Below are 20,699 nucleotides of genomic sequence, written 5' to 3' on the forward strand. Positions count from 1 at the left end.
ACACCCAGGCGATGGTGGCCAGCCGGGAGGCCTAGACTTTGCCCGGCTGAATCGGCCATCGGGAGGGTGGGGATGCTGCAAGCTGCTCCGTTGCAGGCGGGGGATCCCAGGGAGTTGTCCGGCTACCGGCTGGAGGGCAGGCTCGGTGAGGGAGCACAGGGCGTCGTCTTCCTCGGCCGTGACCGGTCCGGCAATCAGGTCGCCGTGAAGGTGCTGCACGCCCGGCAGGCCGGCGATCGGGAGGCGCGTCGCAGGTTCCTGCAGGAGCTGGCCGCCGCCAAACGGGTCGCCGGTTTCGGCACGGCACAGGTGCTGGACGCCGACGTGACCGGTGACCGCCCGTACGTGGTGAGCGAGTACGTCGACGGGCCCTCGCTGCAGAAGCTGGTGGTCGAACAGGGGCCACGCAGCGGCGGCGTCCTGGAGCGCCTCGCGGTGGGCACGGCGATGGCGCTCGCCGCGATCCACCACGCCGGGGTCGTGCACCGTGACTTCAAGCCGGGGAACGTCCTGCTCGGCCCCGACGGCCCCCGCGTGATCGACTTCGGTGTCTCCCGCGCCCTGGACAGCACGGCCACCCTCACCGCGGGCGCCGTCGGCACCCCCGCCTACATGGCGCCCGAGCAGCTCGGCAGGGGCACCGTCGGCCCGGCGGCGGACGTCTTCGCCTGGGCCTGCACGATGGTCTACGCGGCTACCGGCTCCCCGCCGTTCGGTAACGACACCGTCGCCGCCGTGATAACCCGCGTTCTGACCGCGGAGCCGGACCTGTCGGGCCTGTCCGCGCCGCTGGCCGGTGTCGTCGCGGTCTGCCTGGCGAAGGATCCCACGGCGCGGCCCGGGATCCGCGAGGTGCTCGACCGGGTGCTGGGTGAGCCGGCGGGCGACGCGCCGGAGAGCACTCCGAGCGTGCCGCCCGCACCGACGGCCACCGCCGTCGACACCGCTCCTGCCGCCCCGCCGGCGAGCGCTGCTGCGGCCGACCCGTCGGCGGCCACCGTCACCCGCATGCTGCCCCCCGCCCCGCCCCCGCCTGCCGTTGTGCCCACGGTGCCGACCGGCGCCGTAGCGGAGAGCGGTGGCAGGCGCCGGCGGTGGCTGGTGCCCGCCGGGGCCGTGGCCGTGCTGGCCGTGCTCGCGGGCGTCGGCGTCTGGTGGCTGGGCGGCGGCAGCGGGCAGCAGAAGTACACGTCGCTGACCGACAGCGGCTGCCGGATGGTCCCGGCGGCGACCGTGCAAAAGCTGGTGCCGGAGGCGTCGGTTGACCGGGACGGCGCGGGCCCCGAGAACAAGGCGACGTACTTCCGGGCGGGCTGCGCCTGGGAGCGCACCGGCGACTCCTCCCCGATCTGGCGGCAGCTGAGCATCGGGGTCTCCGTCCAGCTCGACCTGAAGGACGCGGACCTGGTCGACGGCGCCCCCACCGACGGAGTGCGGCGGGCCGCGGCCGATGTGACCTCCACCCGGCACGACTTCGCGTCGAAGGCCAACCGCACCCATGACCTCGGCGGCGGCTACGTGATGTACTACGGTCCGACCACGGAGCTGAGAGGGATCGGCGACGAGGCGGTCGTCCTCTCCCACCACGAACTTGCGAAGGACGGGGCCCACTACGACCCCGAAGTCGTCGAGATCGACGCCCGCCTCGCCAACGCCGAGATCATGGTGAAGTACAGCTCGGGCGCGAACACCGGTAAGCGGATGCTCCCCACATCGGAGCCGGCGGTGCGGAAACAGGCCGAGACCGTGGCCCGCTCCCTGGTGAACAGCCTCAAGAACTGCACGGGGTGCATCCGATGATCCCGGCGGGCGACGGGGCGCCCGGAGTCTCCCCACTGCACTCCGGCGACCCGCGGGCCATCGCCGGCTACCGCCTTGCGGGCCGGCTCGGCCAGGGCGGCCAGGGCGTCGTCTACCTCGGGTACGGCTCCGGTGGCCAGAAGGTCGCCGTTAAGCTGCTGCACGCCTCGTTCGGCGCCGATCCCAGGGCGCGGGCCCGCTTCGCGCGGGAGGTCGAGAGCGCCCGGCGCGTCGCGTCCTACAGCACCGCGCAGGTGCTGACCGCAGACATCGAGGGCACCCAGCCGTATGTCGTCAGCGAGTTCATCGAGGGGCCCTCGCTGCTGGAGTACGTCCGGGCGCACGGACCGCAGCGCGGCGCGGCGCTGGCCCGGCTGGCGATCGGCACCTTGGCTGCGCTGGTGGCGGTGCACCGCGCCGGGATCGTACACCGCGACTTCAAGCCCGCCAACGTCCTGTTGCCGCCGGAGGGCCCCCGGGTCGTCGACTTCGGCATCGCCCGCGTCCTGGAGTCCACCAGCACCCTCACCAGCCAGGTGATCGGCACGCCCGCCTACATGGCGCCGGAGCAGCTGAACGGCGAGCCGGTCACCCCGGCCACGGACATGTTTGCGTGGGGCGTCACCATGGCCTACGCGGCCACCGGCCGGGCGCCGTTCGGCGCGGACAGCGTGGCGGCCGTCATCAGCGCCGTGCTGAACGCCGAGCCCGACCTGGCCGGCGTCGACGGGCCGCTGCGCCCCGTGATCGCCGCCTGCCTGTCGAAGAACCCGGCGGGGCGCCCCGGCACCCGGGAACTGCTCGCCCGGTTCCTGGACGGCACGCCCGAGGACGGCGCCCCCGCCCCGGTCCCGGTGGCCGCCGCGGCCCCCGAGGCCACTCTCCTGGACGCGGCGAGCCGGGCCGTGGCGGACCTGGCAGCTGCCCCCACGGCCACAGCGGTGCCCACACCTTCCGCGCCCCCCGCGTCCGTGCCTCCGCGACCCATCTCCCCTCCACCCCTGTCGTCGCCCACGGCGCCCGCCGTGAGCCCGTCGCGCCGCCGTCTGCTGATCGGCGGGGCCACCCTCGCCGCGGGCGCGCTCGGTGGCTCGCTGACGTACCTGCTCCGCGACCGCGGCACATCCGGGCAGTCCGGCGGGAGTGGGCGGACCACATGGACGCACGCCCTGCGCGGCGAGAGCGTGGAGCAGATCACCGCGACCGCCGACACGCTCCTCCTCGGCCCGCCGAGCGGCCCCCTCCAGGCCCTGGAGACGGCCACCGGTAAGACCCGGTGGACACACCGGGGCCAGGTGGCCCACCTGACGCGCTCCGCAACCGCCGTCTTCGTCATCGGCGACGACCGGCTGAAGGCCCTGGACGCGCACGGCGGCCGGACCCTGTGGTCCGTACCCGTCGGGCACCCCGTCATTGGCTCCGAGGGCATGGGCCTCGCCGTCGCGGGCGACGCCGTGGTCACCGCTGTCGCGCAGTACACCGCCGACGCCTCCAGCCATGCGGTGGTCGCGGCGCGGGGAGCGGCCGACGGCAAGCAGCGGTGGAGCACCGCGCTTCCCACCCTGCTGGCGCAGGGCACCGTCTCGACGCTCACCCTGGCGGCCTCCGCGAAGGTGGTCCTCGTGACCGCGTACGCGACCTCGGGGCAGGCGCCGTCGGCGAGCGCACCGCATGGGAGCGTGTTCGCGCTCGCGGCAGACACCGGCAAGGAACTGTGGCGCATCCGTCTGAACGTCGCTAGCGCCTTCGGCGGCCATGCCGTGGCCGGCGACACCGTCGTGGTCGGCTGGGCCGACGTCAACGCGTACTTCTACGCGTTCGACGCAGCGACCGGCAAGCAGCGCTGGCGCGCCCCACTCGTCGAGGACGGCACGCGCTCCCTCGGCGTCGACGCGGACACCGTCTACTTCTGCGGCGCGCACCGCGCGGAGCCGAGCGGCAGCAACACCGACCAGGCCGTGTACGCCCTCGAGCTGGCCACCGGCAGACAGCGGTGGAGGGCGCACGAGCAGATGTACGGCGAAACGTGGGGCCCGGTTGGTGGCGGCCTGGTGCTGGTCACCGATGCGTCCTACGGAGGCGTCTGGGCGCTCGACAGCCGCACCGGCAAGACGGTCTGGTCCATCACCGACATGCCCAAACCCACAGTGCTTGCCGCCAATAGCACCACCGCGTTCCTGGTGGCCGGGGGCGACGACAACGGCAAGAACCAGACGGTTCACGCCTTGCGTATCGCCGACTGAGCCTGTGCCGCTCGAAAAGTCATCGCCGCAGCTGAGCGGGGTGCGGTCAGTTCGCTGGGATTACGCCTTGCATGATCGTGTCCTTGTTGTACAAGGTGACCCGGAAGCTGCTGACGGTTCCATTGGTACTCCTCCGGCGTGGGACGGCGAAGGACGCGGAACTGTTGGTGCTGCGGCACGAGATCGCGGTCCTGCGCCGCCAGTTGACCGGACCGGTCCGCTTTGAGCCCGCCGACCGGTTCTGGTTCGCCGTCCTGTCCGCGCTGATACCCCGACGCCACTGGCTCAAGGTCTTCCCTGTGGCCCCCGGCACCGTGCTCGCCTGGCACCGCAGGTTCATCGCCGCGAAGTGGGACTACACCGCGCGCCGTGGCACCGGACGCCCGCCCTGAAGGGTGTCAATATTCTGATCAGGCCGCTGAGCTGGACGTTTCCTGTGGATATTGAGGCAGCCGGGGTGCCACGGTGTAGTACTCGTTGACCAGTCCACCACGTACCTGGCGGCGCCTGACCGCGGCAGCGGGAAGGGGAACGACGTTCGGGTCGTCGTCTGGGGCTCGTAGGTCGAGGCTGCGGTGGGCCCGTCCCGTGTTGTAGTGCTCGGTGTACGTGGCGAGGACGGCACGGAGGTGTCGTTCGCCGGTGATGAGGAGTCGGTCGGTGCATCCGGCGCGGGCTGTGCGTATCCATCGTTCAGCGAACGCGTTGGACCGGGGGCTTTGCGGCGGAGTCGGGATGAAGCACCCAGCCCGGTCGCCGAGGTCCATGAGCAGATTGCGGGCGAGCTGGGTGACCCATGCGCCGGTCGGGTGGGCGGTGACGCCCAGGACATGGACGCGCCGGGTCTTGACCTCCATGACGAAGAAGACATAGAGACGATTGAGGAGGAGGTCTCCACGTGCATGAAATCGCAGGCGAGCAGCGTGTGGGCCTGGGATCGGAGGAATGAGCGCCAGGTCTGCTGGCTTGCTCGCTGCGGTGCGGGCGGTAGACCGGAGCGGCGCAGAACGCGCCGGACCGTGGCGGCGGCAACCCTATGGCCAAGTCGTCGCAGCTCGCCCTGGATCCTGACGTACCCCCACAGGTCGGGTTCTCTCGCGCCAGGCGCTGGATGAGCACGATTGTCTCCTCCGGCAACGGTGGCCGACCGGGTCCGACCGCCGTCTGGCGTCACTTCCAGCACGCCAACCCCGGTGCCAGTTCAGCAGCGTGCCCGGGGTGACCAGCCGATGACAGCGCAAGACGGACGGCAGATGCCGCGCGAGAGCAGAGAGCACGGCACGATCAGCCCATGACAGCCGCGGCCGCTCGACCTGCCGGCGCAGCACAGCGACCTCATGACGAAGGGCAAGGATCTCGGCGTTGTTCGTGGCGGTCGAGCGGCCCAGCAAAAGGAAGCAGCCCAGCAGTCGGCAGAAGATCAAGTAGAGCAGTCGCAGACCCACGATCACTGATCATGCCCACACTTCGACGATCCAAAGCCCCAGGTCAACCACCGTACGGCAATAAAGACGCCCTTCAGGATCCTCACTAAAGCGTGTCCCCGACGGTCGGACCACTGGGCCAGGTGCTTGACTTCGGTAGGATCCTGGTTCACCCACGGGCATCCACGTCCAGCGGAGGCTCCATGTTCTCGGCGCCCGCCTCGATTCCCGCCCTCCTTCCCCACGTTGTCCGCGCCGCGGAGAGCGCGCACTTCACCGGCATGGTGGTCGTCCTGGCACGCACTGCGGACGCGCGGACACTGCACTGGGAGCTGACAGACGACTGGACGAGCCTCCACGATGTCACCGGGCAGCTCCTCGCCGTCCTCTGCCCGGACCCGGAACGGCGGTTGACCGACGTCTACCAGCTCAATCTCGTGAGCGACAGCTACGTGGATGATGTGGCGAGCCTGTACGGCTTGAGCGTCCTGCCGCTCTGCCACGTCGGGGACAACTTCGCCTGGCGGTTCGTCGATTCCCTCCATTCCGCCCCCAAGACACTGGTCTCAGGCGATGTCTTCGCGGAGGCCCCGCATACACCCAAAGAGCACCATGTCGCGTGGACCGAGGCGGTGTCCCGATGTGCCGCGTACTTCGAGGTACCGGAGTCATGGCTGCCCGGTGTCCTGTTCCTCGACTTCATCGAGCACACGGCGGTACTCGTACGCTGGCCGGAGCCGGAGCGCCCCGACTTCAGCCTCTACCGTCTGTGCAAACAGATCGCCGGGGACCTCGGCCACTCCCGCCGCGCAGCTGAACTCCGCAAAGAGAAAAAGCAGTTGGAACGGGAGACGGAACAGCTGGAATGGAAAACGAAGTGGCTGGAACGGGACGCTGACGGCTATGAAGACGACGGCACAAAGGGCCTGGAAAAGTTCCAGGCCGGGTTGAAGGACCGTCTCGACAAGCGCATGGGCCCCGAACTCTGCGCCCAGTACGAGGGCTTGGACAGGCACCTGGAGACGGTATCCGCCGCCGATCCCGAGCTGGTCGGCAACTGGCGGGCGAGATTGGCCAAGCTGCTCTCGTCGGGAACCGTCGACGAGTCCATACGGCACCTCCTCGCCATGGCCCGGCACGTGCGCGCCACGCACCGCCAGCACGACTGGCGCCGCCTGTCCACCAAGGTGATCAAGGTCCTCGATGCGACCAACGAAGCCCTCGGCGTGAGCTTCCACTGGTCCTTGAGAACGGAGGACCCCCTCACCAGCGCCATCCGGTTACTCGCGGATCGTAAAGAGAAGGCCCGCGCCAAGCGGGACACGAAGGTCCAACAACTGCGCGACACGCGCGACCGACTACGCGACACGCGCAACCGGCTCGATGCGGTCCGCGACGAGCTCGACCGCATCACGTCGCAGATTGAGGCGGAAGACAGCATCGCAGCCGCCACCCAGAAGGCGGCACGACGTCTCATGGGCACGACGGAGACCGAAACCCATCAGGGAAGCGGCGGGCTCGAGGGATACCGCCTCCTGGTTATCCGGCCACTACCGGAGGCGGAGCCTTCACAACAAGCGCCGAGCAAGGCGACAGGCAGCGCGAACACCGTCTCCGGCGGCACTTTCCACGGTCCCACTGTCCAGGCCGGCGACATCTCCGGCGGAGTGCACTTCCACCACCCGACCCTCGGCATGTCCCTGCACCGGATATGGCAGAAGTTACGGCGCCGGTCGACCGGGGACGAAGAGCAGTAGCCTTCACGGCATCCATGGCTGAGGGAGCGTACCCTCCGCACGTGGCGCGGTGATCCGCTCCAGCACCTCGGGGTCCATCATGCGCCGGAGCGTACGAGCGGCGCCCGCCAAGACGGGCGGGAATCCACAAACCACCCTGTGGGGCTCGGTTATTCATCGCTGCTGGTCAAATGCCCCGCCCGGCGCGTAGAGAGCTGCGACCATGACGGGGTGATCGTGTCCCTTCTGTACTCTCCGTCCCGGCAGTGCTTCTGCGGCGGGACACCTCGAAGAAGGCTGAGCTTCTCGTCCTGCCTCACGAAAACGCCGTGCTACGACGCCAGATACAAGGTCGAGTACGGTACGAACCCGCGGACCGCCTATTGATTCGCGTCCCTGTCCTCCCTGATCCCTCGCCGCCACTGGGAGAACGTCTTCCCGATCACACCGAGCACGCTGCTGGCCTTGAAGGTGCCAGAAACCTCGTCCGTGCTGGTCACGACGCCGGAGCGCTGCAGCGGCCCGCCGCTCAACCATGGCAGAAGTGGAACCACCGCGCCCGTTGCCGACTCGCCCTCCCCCACACCAGCATTGGTGGAGTGCTGCTGCGACTGTTCTACCTGGCCTTGACGAGCATGTTCACCCTGTTACGGCTCATGCCGATAAGTGACCGCGACAAGGACGCCGAGATCCTGGCGTTACGCCACCAACTGGCCGTAATACAGCGGCAGACCGACAAACGGAAGCTCACCTGGCCAGACCGTGCACTGCTGGCCGCCCTCCTACATCGCCTCCCCCGGGTACGCCCTTCGTCAACTACCGCTGATCGTCTCGCCTGACACGGTGCTGCGGTGGCACCGTGAGCTGCTGCGCCGCCGCCGCGCAAAGGCTTCCCGCCCCAAACGGCCGGGACGGCCCCGCACCGTACGATCCATCCGTGCTCTTGTGCTGCGGCTCGCGCGGGAGAATCCCAGCTGGGGCTATCGGCGAATCCATGGCGAACTCGCCTCCCTCGGGATCAAGGTGGCCGCCGGCACCGTGTGGAACATCCTCAAGGAGCACGGCATAGACCCAGCACCCGAACGCGACCACACCAACTGGGCCGCCTTCCTGCACTCCCAGGCCCAGGCAATCCTCACCGCAGACTTCTTCGAAACCAAGACCCTGAACGGAGCGACGCTGTATGTCCTCGCGGTGATCGAGCACGCCACCCGCCGCGTGCGGATCCTCGGCGCGACGGCACACCCCACCGCCGTCTGGGTCACCCAGCTCGCCCGCAACATGGTCATGGACCTCCAAGCCGCAGGCATCAATGCGAAGTTCCTGATCCGGGACCGAGACGGACGGTACCCGGCATCCTTCGACACCGTCCTGCAAGCCGAAGGCGTCAAGGTGATCCAGACCGGCGTCCGCATGCCGCGCATGAACGCGATCATGGAACGCTGGGTGCGCTCATGCCGAAACGAGCTCCTCGACCGCACCCTGATCTGGAACCAGACCCATCTCCTCCACGCGCTACGCGAATACGAGACGTTCTACAACGAGCACAGACCCCACCGCACTCTCGCGAGCGCCGCACCACTCCACCCGCTACCCGAACCGATCACCGAACCCGACCAGCTCACCCATCTCCACATCCATCGACGCGATCACCTCGGCGGCCTCCTACACGAGTACCGGCACGCCGCGTGACCAGCACGGACGCAGTTCCTGGCACCTACAGGGTCAAAGGGGCAATGAGTTGATCTTGAGGCCCTGACGGGCATCCGGGCTCACTCAGTGCTGTCGGCTTCCTCGGCGAGGATGCGGTAGACGGTGGCGACCGAAGGGGGCAGCCGGAATACGCCGGAAACGTGCCGCAGCCGACAGCGTCCCGCGGAGCGCCGGGGTTACAGGCCGACCGACTTGAGCATGTTCAGCAGGATGTCGGTGTTCCCGATCGCCGTCTGGAGGGCTTCGCGAGCGGCGCGGAGCTCGTCCGCCTGGGCGGCAAGCGTCTCGATGTCGCCAGTGGCCACCGCGCCCTGACTGGCGGAGATCACGCCGAGGAGCGTGTGCAGCCCGGCCGCGGCGTGCGCGGCCGCGACGGGATCGGGCCGGTCTCCTCGTTCTGGTCCATCAGCCACAGCGGGGTAGTGGCCCGCAGCACCTGCCAGCGTATGAATTCCGCCCGCCTGACCGGCTCCTCGACCCCGGCGCCGGCGGCGGCCAGCTGCTCCTCCCCCGCCTTGTGCCGGGCGTCGTCGTCGAGCTTCACCGAGTCGGCCAGCACCGCCTCGGTCTGGACAGCCCCGAGCAGCTCGTTGACCATGCGCACCCGGTAGGCGTCGCTACCGCCGAGGCGGGCGGCCTCAGCGGCGTGCTCGTTAGAGGACGTCGATGACCCCGCAGCCTTCTACGCCATCCAGGTCTGGGAGAACGCTGACGCCTTCCACGGGCACATGGAGGATGCCGCCAGGTCTGGCATGAGCGAGGCGATCCAGGTCCTGCGCGAGCACCCCAAGACCGCCGTACTGCGCATCATCAGCTGATCACACCTCTCGGCCGACGGGTACCGAGCAGCTGGCAGTTCGATGGGCTGATAAGGCAGGACACCCCAACGAGGGGTCCCGGTAAGAACGCTGTGACCAGCCGCAAACGTGGTCCAGGCTGCGGCGTGGTCGGCCGGTCCGGTGTCGGGGACGATCGCGGCGTGCTTGTCAGAGAATGCGGCATTGTCTGACATCCTGCGATCAGGCTGCCGTAGGCGTCGACATACCTGGTGGGGTGTTCGGGGGGTTGTGCACAGCCGTGTTGAGGTAGCCGCACCGCGTCGGCACGAACCCCGTCGGGGCACCGGCCGGGATGCGCCGCTGGAGTTGAGCGCGCGGGATTGAGGTTCCCCCGAGATGCGGGGAGGGGTGACAGAGGGTCAGATGGGTCTCACGAGAGGAGCCCAGACGATGCCTGCCCCGAGGAAATACCCGCTGGAGTTGCGTGACCGCGCGGTCCGCATGTGTCGCGCCGCCGAGCCGAAGCCCGTCATCCGCCGTATGGCAGAGGAACTCGGGGTGCATCACGAGGCTCTGCGCAACTGGATCCGTCAGGCCGAGGCTGATGCCGGTGAGCGAGGCGACATTCTCACCACCGCCGAGCGTGAGGAGCTGGCTGCTCTGCGGAAGGAGAATGCCCAGCTCAAGCGGGCGAACGAGGTCCTGCGGACGGCCTCAGCTTTTTTCGCGGCCCAGCTCGACCCGACCCGGCCCAGGTGACCGCGCTCGTCGATGCGCACCCGCACCTGGGGGTCGAGCCCGTACTCCGGGAACTTTCCATCCCCTCCTCCACCTACTACCGCTGGCGCCAGGCCGAGAAGGAGCCATGCAAGCGACGCCGCCAGGACGCCGAGCTCACCGGGAAGATCCGGCAGGTCCACGCCGACTCCGGCGGGATCTACGGCTCACCCCGCGTGCACGCCGTCCTCCGGCGTGAAGGCATCCACGTCGGCCGCAAACGCATTGAACGGCTCATGCGCCAAGCCGGCCTGGCCGGGATCAGTCCCCCGGCGGGGCAAGGGCTTCACCCGACGTGACCCGGACGCGGAACCGGCCCCTGACCTGGTGCAGCGCGACTTCACCGCGAACGTGCCGAACCGGCTGTGGGTCACGGACCTGACCATGATCGCGACGGAGGAGGGCCCGCTGTGGCTGTCCGCGATCCGCGACGCGTTCTCCCGCCGGGTGGTGGCCCTGGGAAACCTCCGCCCGCGCAGACGCCGATCTGGTCCTGACCACGCTGGAGTATGCCCTGGCCAGCCGCGAAGTCGCCCCCGGTGGGCTCATTCACCATGCCGACCACGGCTGTCAGTACACGTCCGTGAAGCTCACGACACGCCTGGTCAGGGCCCGGTATCCAGGCGTCCATGGGCTCGGTCGGCGACTCGTTCGACAATGCCCTGGCGGAGAACCTGTGGATGGTCATCAAGACCGAGTGCATCCGCGGCCGCGTCTTCCCCACCAGAGCCGAAGCGAACCTCACGCTCTTCGAGTACATCGACGGCTTCTATAACCCCCGCCGCATCCAGAAACGGCTCGGCTACCTCAGCCCGATCGAGTACGAGGAGAAGCATTACGCCAGCCAGGCAACGGCCGAACAAGTGAACCTGAAACCACGTCAACCCTCCCTGACCAGCTAGTCAGCCACCCCCGTACAGCGGGGGAACCTCAGATCTCCACCAGCTCGGCGGCTGGCGAACGTCATCGGAGCCGCCCCTGAGAGGGCCATGTTCCGACGCTCAGCTGTTGCTGTGCCGACTGCGGTAGGCCGCGACGCTGGCGCGGTGCGCGCAGGTTCGGGTGCAGTACTGCTTTGAGCCGTTGCGTGAGAGGTCCACGTAGGTGGCCCGGCACTGGAGCCCGGCACATACGCCGAGACGAGTCGGACCGAGCGTGGCGATCACGCAAGCCAGCGCGCTGAGCGTGGTCGCGGCCAGGCGCGCCGCGCAGCGGTCGGTGTCGGCGGTGACCTCGGTCCACCAGCGGTCGTGATCGTGGCGCAGCACCGGAGTGGCGCGACTGCGGCGCAGACCGTCGTTGATCAGGGCCGCAGCTGCGACCGCGTCGGTGCTGGATCGTTCGAGCACGCCGCGCACCGTCTCGCGCAGTGCGCGGACCTCCGTCAGGTCGGCGCGGGTGAGACGCCGCGAGGGACCGGTCCCCCGGTCCGTGGCCGAGCTCGACGGCTCGCCCGGTCCGGCAGGCGGATGGTCGGCGAAGAAGTCCTGGAGCTGTTCCACGGTCTCCAGCGCGTCCTCGCCCTTGATCGGCCTCCAGGTGTTGGCGAGATCGACGGCCGCCTCCACCGCCGATGAGATGTAACACGCATCTAGCATTTGACGTGTCTCCTCACCGTTCGTAGCGTGACACCCGTATTAGCTTTCACATGTCACAACCTACCTGGGTGGAGACGACGATGCCGCAGACGATCCGGTCGGGAGGGCGTCTGGGCGGGGGACCTGCCCACGCCCCGGACGGGCGCCGGCTGGGACTGATCCTGGGGATGCTGGTGCTGCCGATGTACGTCGCATTGGGCGCCCCGTCGGTGGCGCTGCCGGCAATCGGCCGCGCGCTCGGAGTGCCGTTCGGGACCACGGCATGGATCCTCGCCGCATGGTCGCTGACCTCGGCACTGGCGATGCCGGTCGCCGGTCGGCTGATGGCCCGGTGGAGCCCCGTGCGGGTCCTCGTCGCCGGGGTTCTAGCACTCACCGCGGGCTCCGCGCTCGCGGCGGCCGGCCCGACGTTGCCGGTCGTGATCATCGGCCGACTGATCGGTGGCGCCGGGGCGGGCGCGACCGTGATCGCCGTCTTCGCCGCGGCCACCGCCCTTCCCGGGCAGCAACGGCTGCGCGCGTTGGGAATCATCGCAGCCGCCAGCGCGACGGCGTCGGCGTGCGGGACCCTGGTGGGCGGGGCGGTTACCGCGTGGCTGGGGTGGCGTGCCGTACTCGCGATCCCGGTCCTCGCACTGCCCCTCCTGCTGGCCGCGTCGGCAGACAGGCCTACGTTCACGCGGATCGGCGGCGGTGAGCGGGACGGCGCGGCCGGGCGACTCGACGTCCTCGGCGCGGCCGTGCTGTCGGTACTCGCCGGGTCGCTGATCACACTGTTGCAGGCGCACTCGGTCGGACTGCCCGCCGCGGTCACGCTCGTCGTGGCTGCCGCCGGGGTGCTCGCCGGGGTGGGACTGTGGTGGCGCGTGCGGCGCAGGCCCGACGGGTTCGTGCCTCGGCGGGTGATCGCGGCCCGCGGCGTCCCGGCTGCCGGGCTCGTCGGTGGGGCGGTCTTCGCCGGCTACTACGGGGTGCTGTTCCTCGCCCCGTCCCTGATCGAGCAGGCTACGGGCGGTGGCGCCCTCGAAGCCGGCGCGCTGCTGGTCCCGGCCGCCGCCTGCTCGGTGCTGGCAGGGCGGCTGGCCGGCACCGTGACCGCACGGTTCACCGCGTGGCAGGTGTCGGCCGGGCTTGCGGCACTCACCGTCATCGGCGTGCTCGTGGTCGGGGTGTTCACCGGGCCGACCAGGGTCATCGTCGGCGTGGCGCTGACCGTGAGCGGGTTCGCCGGCGCCCAGACCGTGCTCGTGGGCCTTGCACCGGAACTGGTCACCGCACACGACCGCGACACCGCACAGGGCCTGCTCACCTTCATGGTCAACCTGGGTGGCGGGATCGGCCCGGCCGCTGTCGCGGGTCTGTCCGGCATCGTGTCGGTGCCGGTAGCCCTCGCCGTGCTCGCGGTCCTCCCTCTGGCCGGACTCGTCCTCAGCGTGACCCGACGCCCCGGCGCCCGACATCCACCGGAACCTCACGACACCGTCAACTCTCAACCCGTCACCTTTCACCCCGGCAAGTCCTGACAGAACAGGAGCCAGCTGTGGCCGCCGAGCCATTTGAGGTCAGCATCACCGAAGCCGAGATCGCGGATCTGCGTGAACGGTTGCGACGAACGCGGTGGCCCGAGCCCGAGCCGGTGGACGACTGGTCACAAGGGTTGCCGCTGGCCTATGCACAGGAGCTGTGCCGCAGCTGGGCCGAGGACTACGACTTCGGGTTCGCCGAGCGGCTGAACGTTTTCCCGCAGTACCGCGACACCATCGACGGGCTGGGCATCCACTTCCTGCACGTCCGCTCGCCGGAGCCAGACGCGTTCCCGCTGGTGCTCACGCACGGCTGGCCGGGTTCGGTGCTCGAGTTCCTGGGTGTCCTCGGACCACTGACCGACCCACGCGCACACGGCGGGGACCCGGCGGACGCATTCCACGTGGTCGCGCCGTCGTTGCCCGGGTACGGCTGGAGCGACAAGCCGACGAGGACCGGGTGGGGTGTCACGCGCATCGCGCGCGCCTGGGACACGTTGATGGTGTCGCTGGGTTACGAGCGTTACGGCGCGCAGGGCGGTGACTGGGGTTCGGCGGTGTCCGGCGCGCTCGGCGAGGTGGCGCCCGAGCGGGTCGTCGGCGTGCACCTGAACATGGGGTCCGTGGCGCTGGGCACGTTCGACGACCCGACGCCCACTGAACGAGCGAACCTCGAGGCTGAGAAGGAGTTCCAGCGCACCGGCCGGGGGTACTCGGGGCAGCAGGCGACCCGGCCGCAGACGCTCGGCTACGGCCTCACCGACTCCCCGGCCGGCCAGGCTGCCTGGATCGCCGAGAAGTTTCAGGCCTGGACGGACCACGACGGCAACCACGAGGACGCGGTGTCGCGGCAGAAGATCCTCGACGAAATCTCGGTCTACTGGTTCACCGCGTCGGCCACCTCGTCCGCGCGCCTGTACTGGGAAAGCTTCGCCCACTTCCGGGACAAGGTCACCGCGCCGTCCGGGCTGTCGATCTACCCCCGCGACATCACCCGCCCGTCCCGGCGGGAGGCCGAACTGCGGTTCACCGACCTGCGCTGGTTCGAGCAACTGCCGCGAGGCGGCCATTTCGCCGCGCTGGAGCAGCCGGAGTCGCTGGTCGAACAGGTGCGTGGGTTCTTCCGCCTTGTCCGCTGGCCAGGCATCGACCAGGAGCCACAGACAGGGGCCGGTCACGACGCACCGTGACCGCACACCTAACCAGCAGTGATCAGCTCGTGGCACGGTTCGGCAGGCCTGAACGGTCATTCTGACCGGCCGACGGACGCCTCATCGAGGGGTGTGACCCAGATGCGGGTCAAAGGGGCAATGAGTTGATCTTGAGGCCCTGACGGGCATCCGGGCTCACTCAGTGCTGTCGGCTTCCTCGGCGAGGATGCGGTAGACGGTGGCGACCGACGGGTGTTCGCCCTTGTTCTTGCCCGAGGTGATGACGAGCTTCTGGGCGATCTGCGGGACGGGGACGCCGTTGGCCCGCAAGGACCGGGCGTAGGCGGCCATGTCGTCGTCGACGACCTTGGGCCTGCCGCCGTGTCGGCCGCGTTCGCGGGCTGATGCCTGGCCTTCGAGGGACTTCTCCCGGATGTACTCGCGCTCGGACTCGGCCATGCCGGCGAAGAACGCGATGAAGTTTCCCCGTGGTCGACCCTGCTGGCCAATTCACATGGCGGCTGCGAGTTCGCGGCGGAGGCGCGTGAGGCGTGAGGTCCAGGCTCCGGAGGGTGGGATACCGGCGAGCCAGGCGTCGGTGCGGACGAGGTTGAGGGCGGTCGCAGTCAGCATGTGCTGGAGATGAGTGCGGGCGAGCCCGCGGTAACGGGCCCGGTGGACATCACAGCGGCTGGACGCCTGGGCCATGGTGCTCTCGACGCCGGCCCGCAGCGCATAGCGCTCCTTCCACGCGTCGGTGGCCTGCTCGGCGCGGATCCGCTGCTGTGTCTCCAACTGCTCACGGGGCCGGAAAGTCATGGCGCGCGCGTTGCGCTCGGAGCGGGTGCAGCGGGATCGGTCCGGGCAGGTGGTGCAGTCCGGGAGACGGAAGGTGACCTGGATGATGGGGAGTCCGTCGCGGCTGTGGGCTTCGCGCCAGTACCGGCTCTGTTTGCCGTTGGGGCAGGTGACGTGCCGGTTGTCGAAGTCGATGGTGAAGTCGCGCAGGTCGAACGCGTCGGGGTCGCGGGCCTGCCAGCCCGAGTCGGGTGGGAGCGGCCCGGTCAGAGTGATGCCGTTGTTCGCGGCGGTGATGACGTGGTCGACGCTGACGTAGGCGGCGTCCACGAGTTCCTCCTTGGGCGCCCGCCCGGCGGCCGTGAGGGCCTGGTGGCGTCCAGCGGTGGTCTCCACGTCCGCGCGGCTGGCCTCGGTGGTCTCGACGTGCACGATCAGGCGGGGCTTGTCGGGCGTGGCGGTCTCGGTGAAGTGGGCCTTGTAGCCGCGCCAGGCCATGCCCCGCTTGATGCTGTAGCGGGCCTCGGTGTCGTACGGGCTGCCGATCGAGAGCGATCCCGGCGGCAGGTCCTTGGCTGCCCGCAGCACGCAGGCCCCGTTGTCGGCGCACTGGTACTGCTGGACCCAGACCTGTCGCAGCACCTGTACGGCGGGAACTTCCCGGATCCAGCCCGGCGCATGCGCCGCGTAGGCGGCGGCCAGCAGGCGCCGGCCATCCTGGCCGACCGTGCGGGCGAGCGCATCACGGGTGGCCTCGGTCCTCGGCAGCCGATAGTCGCTGGCCCGCCGCTCGTAACGGTCCCACCAGTCGAGCGAGGTGTGCAGGATCAGCCACCCAGGCGCGGCTGCCGCCAGGGCCTCCAGCGCGGCCCGCATGGTCTCCACCACGAGCTCCAGCCGGTTAAGCAACCGGATATTCGCCACCACGTGCGTGGCATCGGTGCGCTGCACACCCCCGGCCCCGAGCAGCTGCCGTTCGGCGAGCAACTCAAGGGTCCGCTCCAGAAGACGGCCCGCGGACTCCTGCTCGACCAGGCGGGTACGGAACTCGCTGAGCACGGAAGAGTCGAAGCCGGCATCGGTCAACTCCAGCCCCAGACAGTACTTCCAGTCGATCCTGCCGCGTACCGCGTCGGCGGCCTGCCGGTCGGTCAGTCCCTCGGCGTACTGCAGAACCGCTACCATCCCCAGGAACCCCGGCGACAAGGCCGGATGCCCTCGTCGCGCAAACAGATCGGCGAACTGCGCATCCGTGAAGATCTCACCCAGCGCGTCCCGGACCCGCATCGCGAACGTCCCACGCGGGAAGGCGGCACGAGCCACCACAGCCGTCCACTCCGGAACCTCACGCACAGACCGCGGCCACATAGACATCGAGGAACCCCGTTCATCGGCTCCCCGCGCCAGACTTACGCATCCGTGATCCCCCGTCGAAGAACAGCTGAACCGCCATGTGAATTGGCCAGCAGGGTCGTGGTCTTGGACACTCGATCTCTATGTTGTGAGGGTGTGCTGATGTCGCTGTCTGGTCTCGGCTGGGGTGAGGTAGCCGAAGACCTTGTGCTTGCGCAGACGGCGGCGGTTATAGAAGGTCTCGATGAAGGCGAAGACCTCGGCGCGAGCGGTGGCCCGGTCAGGCCATGTCCGGGTGCCGATCTCTTCTTTGAGCAGGGCCCAGAAGCTCTCCGCGGCGGCATTGTCGAAGCGTGATCCGGTGCGGCCGCAGCTTTGACGCAGGCTCAATCGCTTATCACGCGTCGGAATTCGGCTGAGGTGTATTCGCTTCCGCGATCCGAGTGTGTGATGCATCCGGGCTGCAGGCCGGCCCGGCCGTGTGCCATCCGCAGGGCGTCGATGACCAAGGAGGCGCGGTGGTGGCCGGCCATGGCGTAGCCGACGACCTCGCGGGTGGCCAGGTCCAGCCAGCAGGCGAGGTAGAGCCAGCCCTCGGCGGTGGGCAGGCAGGTGATGTCGCCGACCAGCCTGGTGCCGGGACGGTCCGCGTGGAAGTCGCGGCCGATCAGGTCCGGGGCGGGCCGGATGGTGGCGTCCGGCCGCGTCAGCGAGCGCCGCCTGCGGCGATGGGCCCCCTGGATGCCCCTCTCGCGCATCAGACGGGCGACCCGCTTGCGGTTCACCGGCCGCCCCAGGCGCCGCAGTTCGGCATGGACCCGCGGGATGCCGTAGGTGTTGGGGGAGGCGACGTGGATGACGGTGATCTCGTGGGCCAGGGCCTCGTCGGCGGCCTGCCGGGCAGCCCGGGGTTTCGCCGCCGCGAGCCAGGCGTAGAAGGAGGAGCGGGCCACCTTCAGCAGCCGGCGCAGGAAAGCGACACCGTGAGTGGTCTTCTCCGCCTCGATGAACGCGTACATCTCGTTCATCGATCGCTCTCCTTCGCGAAGAAGACCGCGGCTTTTCGCAGCACCTCGATGGTCTGCGCCTGTTCGGCGTTCTGCCTGCGCAGCCGTCCTCTTCGTACTTCTCTTGATCCATATCCAGCTGGCCCAGGTCCTCCGCCCACATGTATTCGCCTGCGTCTTCTGGGCCCGAGGCTTCCGTGAATCTCATACTCGAAACGGTCACTGACGCCCCCCTTGCCCGCCGGGAGCAGGGCGGTGCGGATCGCCGAATTCGTTGTCGGTGAGCCTCCCGAGCATCGGAGACGGTTCAGCCAGCGTGGGCTGGCGAGTTTCGCATAGCGGGCCGGATTCGCGCTCCGGGGTGATCCAGACACCGTTCCACCGCGGGTGGCGGTTGGTGATAGGGGCTCCGCAGGCAGCGCAGAGAACGGCCGGAATGCCGTGGTGGCGTAGTAGATCGGCAAGTTGGACAGGCTGAAGCTCAGGTACCTGGTCGTACTTCTCCAGCATGCCGCACATCATCAAAGAGCTATTCCAGGCGGCAACGTCGATCGTGTCCTCCCAGGTAGTCTCCGGAGCGACGGGGTGAAAGGTGCGCCATCCGAACACCGGGACGCCCGGCCCATCCGGTTCAGAGTCCTCGCGGAAAGACTGGAGTACTGCCGCGATGTAGTCGGGACGCACCTCGCGGATGTCGGCCTCCAGGACCGGCCGGGCCGCCGTGTGGAGATTGTCCAGAGCGGCAAGCACCCCGGTAGCTTTGTGGGCGAGATCTGACAGCATTTGTCGATCGCTAGCGACAGCACCCTCGGCTGGACGGCGAGCGTATTGATGAGTGTTGACAGCGCTTGAGCTCTTGCGGCGGCAGCGTGAATGTGCGTGCCGCTGTCAGGGGACGGCGATGGTGTCGCACTCCAAGGTCGAGTGGTACGTGGCAATCCGCCGCGATGGGGTCGCGGGCGGGTTCAGAGGGCGGCGAGGGTGCGGATGCGGTCGGCGAAGGCGCGCCGGGCGGCCTGGGACTGGGGGGCGATACGGTCCCATCCGTGCGGGACGCCGAGGTGGACGTGCAGTTCGACCGGGACGCCTGCGGCTGCGAGGCGCGCTGCGTAGGAGATGTCCTCGTCGCGGAAGATGTCCAGGTCGCCGGTGTCGATGTAGGCGGGGGCCAGGCCGGTGAAGTCATGCAGGCGGGCCGGTGCGGCGATCGGCGATACCGTCGCGGTGCCCAGCGCGTCGCCGAGTACCGCGTTCCAGGCGGTGTAGTTGCTGTCGTAGGTCCAGGTCAGGAAGGGCTCGCGGGCAGGGTCGGGAGTCTGGTTGCGGTCGTCGAGCATCGGATAGACCAGTATCTGCCGGGCAAGTGGTACCTGCCGGTCCCGCGCGAGGATCGCGGTGGCAGCCGCGGGCGCGCCGCCGCCGCTGTCGCCCATCACCGCGATACGGGTGGCGTCCACGCCCACCTCGTGTGCGTGCTCGACCAGCCAGGTCAGACCGGCGAAGACGTCCTCGGCGAGCATGGTGCCGGTGGCCTCGGGGGCGAGCCGGTAGCCGACGGACAGAAACGGCACCCCGCTCTGGGCGACGTACCAGGACAGCAGGGTGTCGTAGGCGTCCAGGTCGCCCAGGACCATGCCGCCGCCGTGGGCGTAGAGCACGGCCGGGCCGGGCGCGGGCTTCTCGCCGGTGGTGTACCAGCGCAGTTCGATCCGGGTCCCGTCGCGTGCCGTGGCGAAGTAGGTGGTGGTCTTGATCCCGGTGACCGGGGGGACCATGGCCGCCATGGCGGCCTGGCCGAGGTTTCCGGCCTCCCGCATCGCCCGCCAATCCCCGCGCTCGCGCGCAGGCAGGCCCGCGGCCTGCTCGGCCTGGGCGGCCAGGATCGGGACCAGCTGCGGGTCAAGGGTGTAGCTCATGGTGGTTCTCGCTCTCCATGGGTGGGCGGAGTTCGGCGGGAGGTGGTGCCGGCGCACGCAGGTCGGCGGACCGATCTGCGTGCGCCACTGGGTGTGGCGGGGCCGGGTGGGATCGGAGCGCTGTTCGGCGCTGGGCCGCTCAGTACTCGGGGTTGTGGTTGTTGACCACGATCAGGCTGATGATCAGGCCGTAGCGCGCTGACGTAGTTCGACAGAACGATCTCGTCCGGCAGGTTGGTCTTGTCGTAGAGGCTCGGACGGCTCGCGGCCGCCGGTCGGCCCTGGCACACGGGGTGCCGGGGCCGAGGGAACCGGGATCTGCGCAGTAGTCGGGAAATCCTGACCCGATGACAGGGCTGGCTGCGTCGAGGACCTCGGCAAGCACGCCTACGCCTGGGACGTCATCGACGATGCGAGCCTGCACCGAGTTCATCCGGGTCTCCGGCGCCGGCGCCTGTCAGTACGGCGAGGGCTGATTGCGGATCACAGCGAGGCTGACGATCTTGCCGTCGCGGACGCTGAAGTGGTCCGACATCACCAGCTCGGCCGGGAGGTTGGTCTTGTCGTAGGTGCCGTCGTAACGGGAGCGCACGATGGTGTCGCCGTGGTGGTCGACGACCTCGCGCACCTCCATCGTGACGTGGTCTCCGACCATCTCCTTCTCGGCCCAGCGACGGATGGCGTCCACACCGTTGATCTCGCGGCGCGCGTCGTTGACGTAGGCGTCCGGGGCGAAGGTCGCGACCATCCGGTCGAGGTCGAAGGCGTTGACCGCCGCCAGGTACTCGGCGACGACGGGCGGCAGGGGCGTGGTCATGGTCTTGCTCCTCTCGAAGCGGCGGTCCGGTTAGGACTTGTCCGGCCGATCATGTGACTGCCTC

The 20,699-nt window shown here is 69.2% G+C and carries 18 protein-coding genes and 2 pseudogenes; 10 read left to right on the plus strand and 10 right to left on the minus strand.

Annotated features, from left to right (window positions below; translation table 11 throughout):
* Window positions 1-72 precede the first annotated feature (72 nt).
* The 3 genes from STRVI_RS46605 (at window position 73) to STRVI_RS29700 (ending at window position 4,435) form a co-directional block, all read left to right on the plus strand.
* Window positions 73-1,800, plus strand: a complete 1,728-nt coding sequence (locus tag STRVI_RS46605; RefSeq protein WP_014059308.1) for a serine/threonine-protein kinase — start codon at window positions 73-75, stop codon at window positions 1,798-1,800.
* On the plus strand, window positions 1,797-4,043 hold the full coding sequence (locus tag STRVI_RS46610; RefSeq protein WP_014059309.1) for a serine/threonine-protein kinase: 2,247 nt from the start codon (window positions 1,797-1,799) through the stop codon (window positions 4,041-4,043). The genes STRVI_RS46605 and STRVI_RS46610 overlap by 4 nt, the downstream gene beginning before the upstream one ends.
* A gap of 77 nt (window positions 4,044-4,120) precedes the next feature.
* Complete coding sequence (locus STRVI_RS29700) at window positions 4,121-4,435, plus strand: integrase (protein ID WP_435532628.1); 315 nt, start codon at window positions 4,121-4,123, stop codon at window positions 4,433-4,435.
* 18 nt (window positions 4,436-4,453) lie between these two features.
* Here STRVI_RS29700 and STRVI_RS54945 read toward each other — a convergent pair whose 3' ends face one another.
* Complete coding sequence (locus STRVI_RS54945; RefSeq protein ID WP_251982765.1) at window positions 4,454-4,900, minus strand: transposase; 447 nt, start codon at window positions 4,898-4,900, stop codon at window positions 4,454-4,456.
* Window positions 4,901-5,670: 770 nt separating this feature from the next.
* On the opposite strand from STRVI_RS54945, the gene STRVI_RS29710 reads away from it, so the two are divergent.
* Together STRVI_RS29710 and STRVI_RS29720 are read left to right on the plus strand one after the other, a co-directional pair.
* Window positions 5,671-7,224: a hypothetical protein gene (locus tag STRVI_RS29710; RefSeq protein ID WP_014059311.1), complete on the plus strand. Its 1,554-nt coding sequence runs from the start codon at window positions 5,671-5,673 to the stop codon at window positions 7,222-7,224.
* Window positions 7,225-7,802: 578 nt separating this feature from the next.
* Window positions 7,803-8,895 (plus strand): annotated as a pseudogene (locus STRVI_RS29720) (integrase core domain-containing protein).
* A gap of 197 nt (window positions 8,896-9,092) precedes the next feature.
* On the opposite strand, the pseudogene STRVI_RS56120 reads toward STRVI_RS29720, so the two are convergent.
* Window positions 9,093-9,523 (minus strand): annotated as a pseudogene (locus tag STRVI_RS56120) (DUF6245 family protein); the annotation flags it as partial.
* Between the two features lie 622 nt (window positions 9,524-10,145).
* Between STRVI_RS56120 and STRVI_RS29735 the strand changes: the two are divergent.
* The 3 genes from STRVI_RS29735 to STRVI_RS51080 all read left to right on the plus strand — a co-directional run bounded on the left by STRVI_RS29735 (window position 10,146) and on the right by STRVI_RS51080 (window position 11,374).
* Window positions 10,146-10,454, plus strand: coding sequence for a transposase (locus STRVI_RS29735; protein ID WP_014059316.1), 309 nt, complete (start codon window positions 10,146-10,148; stop codon window positions 10,452-10,454).
* Window positions 10,451-10,771 carry an IS3 family transposase gene (locus STRVI_RS51075; protein WP_106685741.1) on the plus strand — a complete coding sequence of 107 codons (321 nt, stop codon included), beginning with the start codon at window positions 10,451-10,453 and terminating at the stop codon, window positions 10,769-10,771. The genes STRVI_RS29735 and STRVI_RS51075 overlap by 4 nt, the downstream gene beginning before the upstream one ends.
* A 318-nt stretch (window positions 10,772-11,089) precedes the next feature.
* Complete coding sequence (locus tag STRVI_RS51080; RefSeq protein ID WP_286012083.1) at window positions 11,090-11,374, plus strand: IS3 family transposase; 285 nt, start codon at window positions 11,090-11,092, stop codon at window positions 11,372-11,374.
* 99 nt (window positions 11,375-11,473) lie between these two features.
* On the opposite strand, the gene STRVI_RS29745 is transcribed toward STRVI_RS51080, so the two are convergent.
* Window positions 11,474-12,070, minus strand: coding sequence for a CGNR zinc finger domain-containing protein (locus tag STRVI_RS29745; RefSeq protein ID WP_014059317.1), 597 nt, complete (start codon window positions 12,068-12,070; stop codon window positions 11,474-11,476).
* Between the two features lie 80 nt (window positions 12,071-12,150).
* Between STRVI_RS29745 and STRVI_RS29750 the strand changes: the two genes are divergently transcribed.
* Both STRVI_RS29750 and STRVI_RS29755 read left to right on the plus strand, forming a co-directional pair.
* On the plus strand, window positions 12,151-13,593 hold the full coding sequence (locus tag STRVI_RS29750) for an MFS transporter (protein WP_014059318.1): 1,443 nt from the start codon (window positions 12,151-12,153) through the stop codon (window positions 13,591-13,593).
* 17 nt (window positions 13,594-13,610) lie between these two features.
* Window positions 13,611-14,783: an epoxide hydrolase family protein gene (locus STRVI_RS29755; RefSeq protein ID WP_014059319.1), complete on the plus strand. Its 1,173-nt coding sequence runs from the start codon at window positions 13,611-13,613 to the stop codon at window positions 14,781-14,783.
* Window positions 14,784-14,939: 156 nt separating this feature from the next.
* Here the strand turns inward: STRVI_RS29755 and STRVI_RS29760 are convergent, their stop codons facing one another.
* From STRVI_RS29760 to STRVI_RS29785, 7 genes are all read right to left on the minus strand, one after another.
* Window positions 14,940-15,203 (minus strand): hypothetical protein, encoded by a 264-nt coding sequence (locus tag STRVI_RS29760; protein ID WP_050993787.1) that lies wholly within the window; start codon window positions 15,201-15,203, stop codon window positions 14,940-14,942.
* A gap of 51 nt (window positions 15,204-15,254) precedes the next feature.
* Window positions 15,255-16,916 (minus strand): IS1182 family transposase, encoded by a 1,662-nt coding sequence (locus STRVI_RS29765; protein WP_043236252.1) that lies wholly within the window; start codon window positions 16,914-16,916, stop codon window positions 15,255-15,257.
* 120 nt (window positions 16,917-17,036) lie between these two features.
* A complete protein-coding gene (locus STRVI_RS51085; protein ID WP_106685743.1) occupies window positions 17,037-17,285 on the minus strand; it encodes an integrase core domain-containing protein in 249 nt (82 codons plus the stop codon).
* On the minus strand, window positions 17,282-18,037 hold the full coding sequence (locus tag STRVI_RS29770; RefSeq protein ID WP_353477084.1) for an IS3 family transposase: 756 nt from the start codon (window positions 18,035-18,037) through the stop codon (window positions 17,282-17,284). Before STRVI_RS29770 ends, STRVI_RS51085 begins: the two co-directional genes overlap by 4 nt.
* Window positions 18,038-18,121: 84 nt before the next feature.
* A complete protein-coding gene (locus tag STRVI_RS29775) occupies window positions 18,122-18,685 on the minus strand; it encodes a hypothetical protein (RefSeq protein WP_043236735.1) in 564 nt (187 codons plus the stop codon).
* A gap of 182 nt (window positions 18,686-18,867) precedes the next feature.
* On the minus strand, window positions 18,868-19,818 hold the full coding sequence (locus STRVI_RS29780) for an alpha/beta hydrolase (protein WP_014059320.1): 951 nt from the start codon (window positions 19,816-19,818) through the stop codon (window positions 18,868-18,870).
* A gap of 457 nt (window positions 19,819-20,275) precedes the next feature.
* Window positions 20,276-20,635: a nuclear transport factor 2 family protein gene (locus STRVI_RS29785; RefSeq protein WP_014059321.1), complete on the minus strand. Its 360-nt coding sequence runs from the start codon at window positions 20,633-20,635 to the stop codon at window positions 20,276-20,278.
* Window positions 20,636-20,699: the final 64 nt, after the last annotated feature.

This window comes from Streptomyces violaceusniger Tu 4113 (assembly GCF_000147815.2).
GTDB classification, from domain to species: domain Bacteria; phylum Actinomycetota; class Actinomycetes; order Streptomycetales; family Streptomycetaceae; genus Streptomyces; species Streptomyces violaceusniger_A.

What these genes read in the sequence shown, in the direction of transcription:
- STRVI_RS46605 (WP_014059308.1), top strand. Translation starts at nt 73, where the DNA reads ATGCTGCAAGCTGCTCCGTTGCAGGCGGGGGATCCCAGGGAGTTGTCC.
- STRVI_RS46610 (WP_014059309.1), top strand. Translation starts at nt 1,797, where the DNA reads ATGATCCCGGCGGGCGACGGGGCGCCCGGAGTCTCCCCACTGCACTCC.
- STRVI_RS54945 (WP_251982765.1), bottom strand. Translation starts at nt 4,900, where the DNA reads ATGGAGGTCAAGACCCGGCGCGTCCATGTCCTGGGCGTCACCGCCCAC.
- STRVI_RS29710 (WP_014059311.1), top strand. Translation starts at nt 5,671, where the DNA reads ATGTTCTCGGCGCCCGCCTCGATTCCCGCCCTCCTTCCCCACGTTGTC.
- STRVI_RS29735 (WP_014059316.1), top strand. Translation starts at nt 10,146, where the DNA reads ATGCCTGCCCCGAGGAAATACCCGCTGGAGTTGCGTGACCGCGCGGTC.
- STRVI_RS29745 (WP_014059317.1), bottom strand. Translation starts at nt 12,070, where the DNA reads ATGCTAGATGCGTGTTACATCTCATCGGCGGTGGAGGCGGCCGTCGAT.
- STRVI_RS29750 (WP_014059318.1), top strand. Translation starts at nt 12,151, where the DNA reads ATGCCGCAGACGATCCGGTCGGGAGGGCGTCTGGGCGGGGGACCTGCC.
- STRVI_RS29760 (WP_050993787.1), bottom strand. Translation starts at nt 15,203, where the DNA reads ATGGCCGAGTCCGAGCGCGAGTACATCCGGGAGAAGTCCCTCGAAGGC.
- STRVI_RS29765 (WP_043236252.1), bottom strand. Translation starts at nt 16,916, where the DNA reads ATGTCTATGTGGCCGCGGTCTGTGCGTGAGGTTCCGGAGTGGACGGCT.
- STRVI_RS29775 (WP_043236735.1), bottom strand. Translation starts at nt 18,685, where the DNA reads ATGCTGTCAGATCTCGCCCACAAAGCTACCGGGGTGCTTGCCGCTCTG.
- STRVI_RS29780 (WP_014059320.1), bottom strand. Translation starts at nt 19,818, where the DNA reads ATGAGCTACACCCTTGACCCGCAGCTGGTCCCGATCCTGGCCGCCCAG.
- STRVI_RS29785 (WP_014059321.1), bottom strand. Translation starts at nt 20,635, where the DNA reads ATGACCACGCCCCTGCCGCCCGTCGTCGCCGAGTACCTGGCGGCGGTC.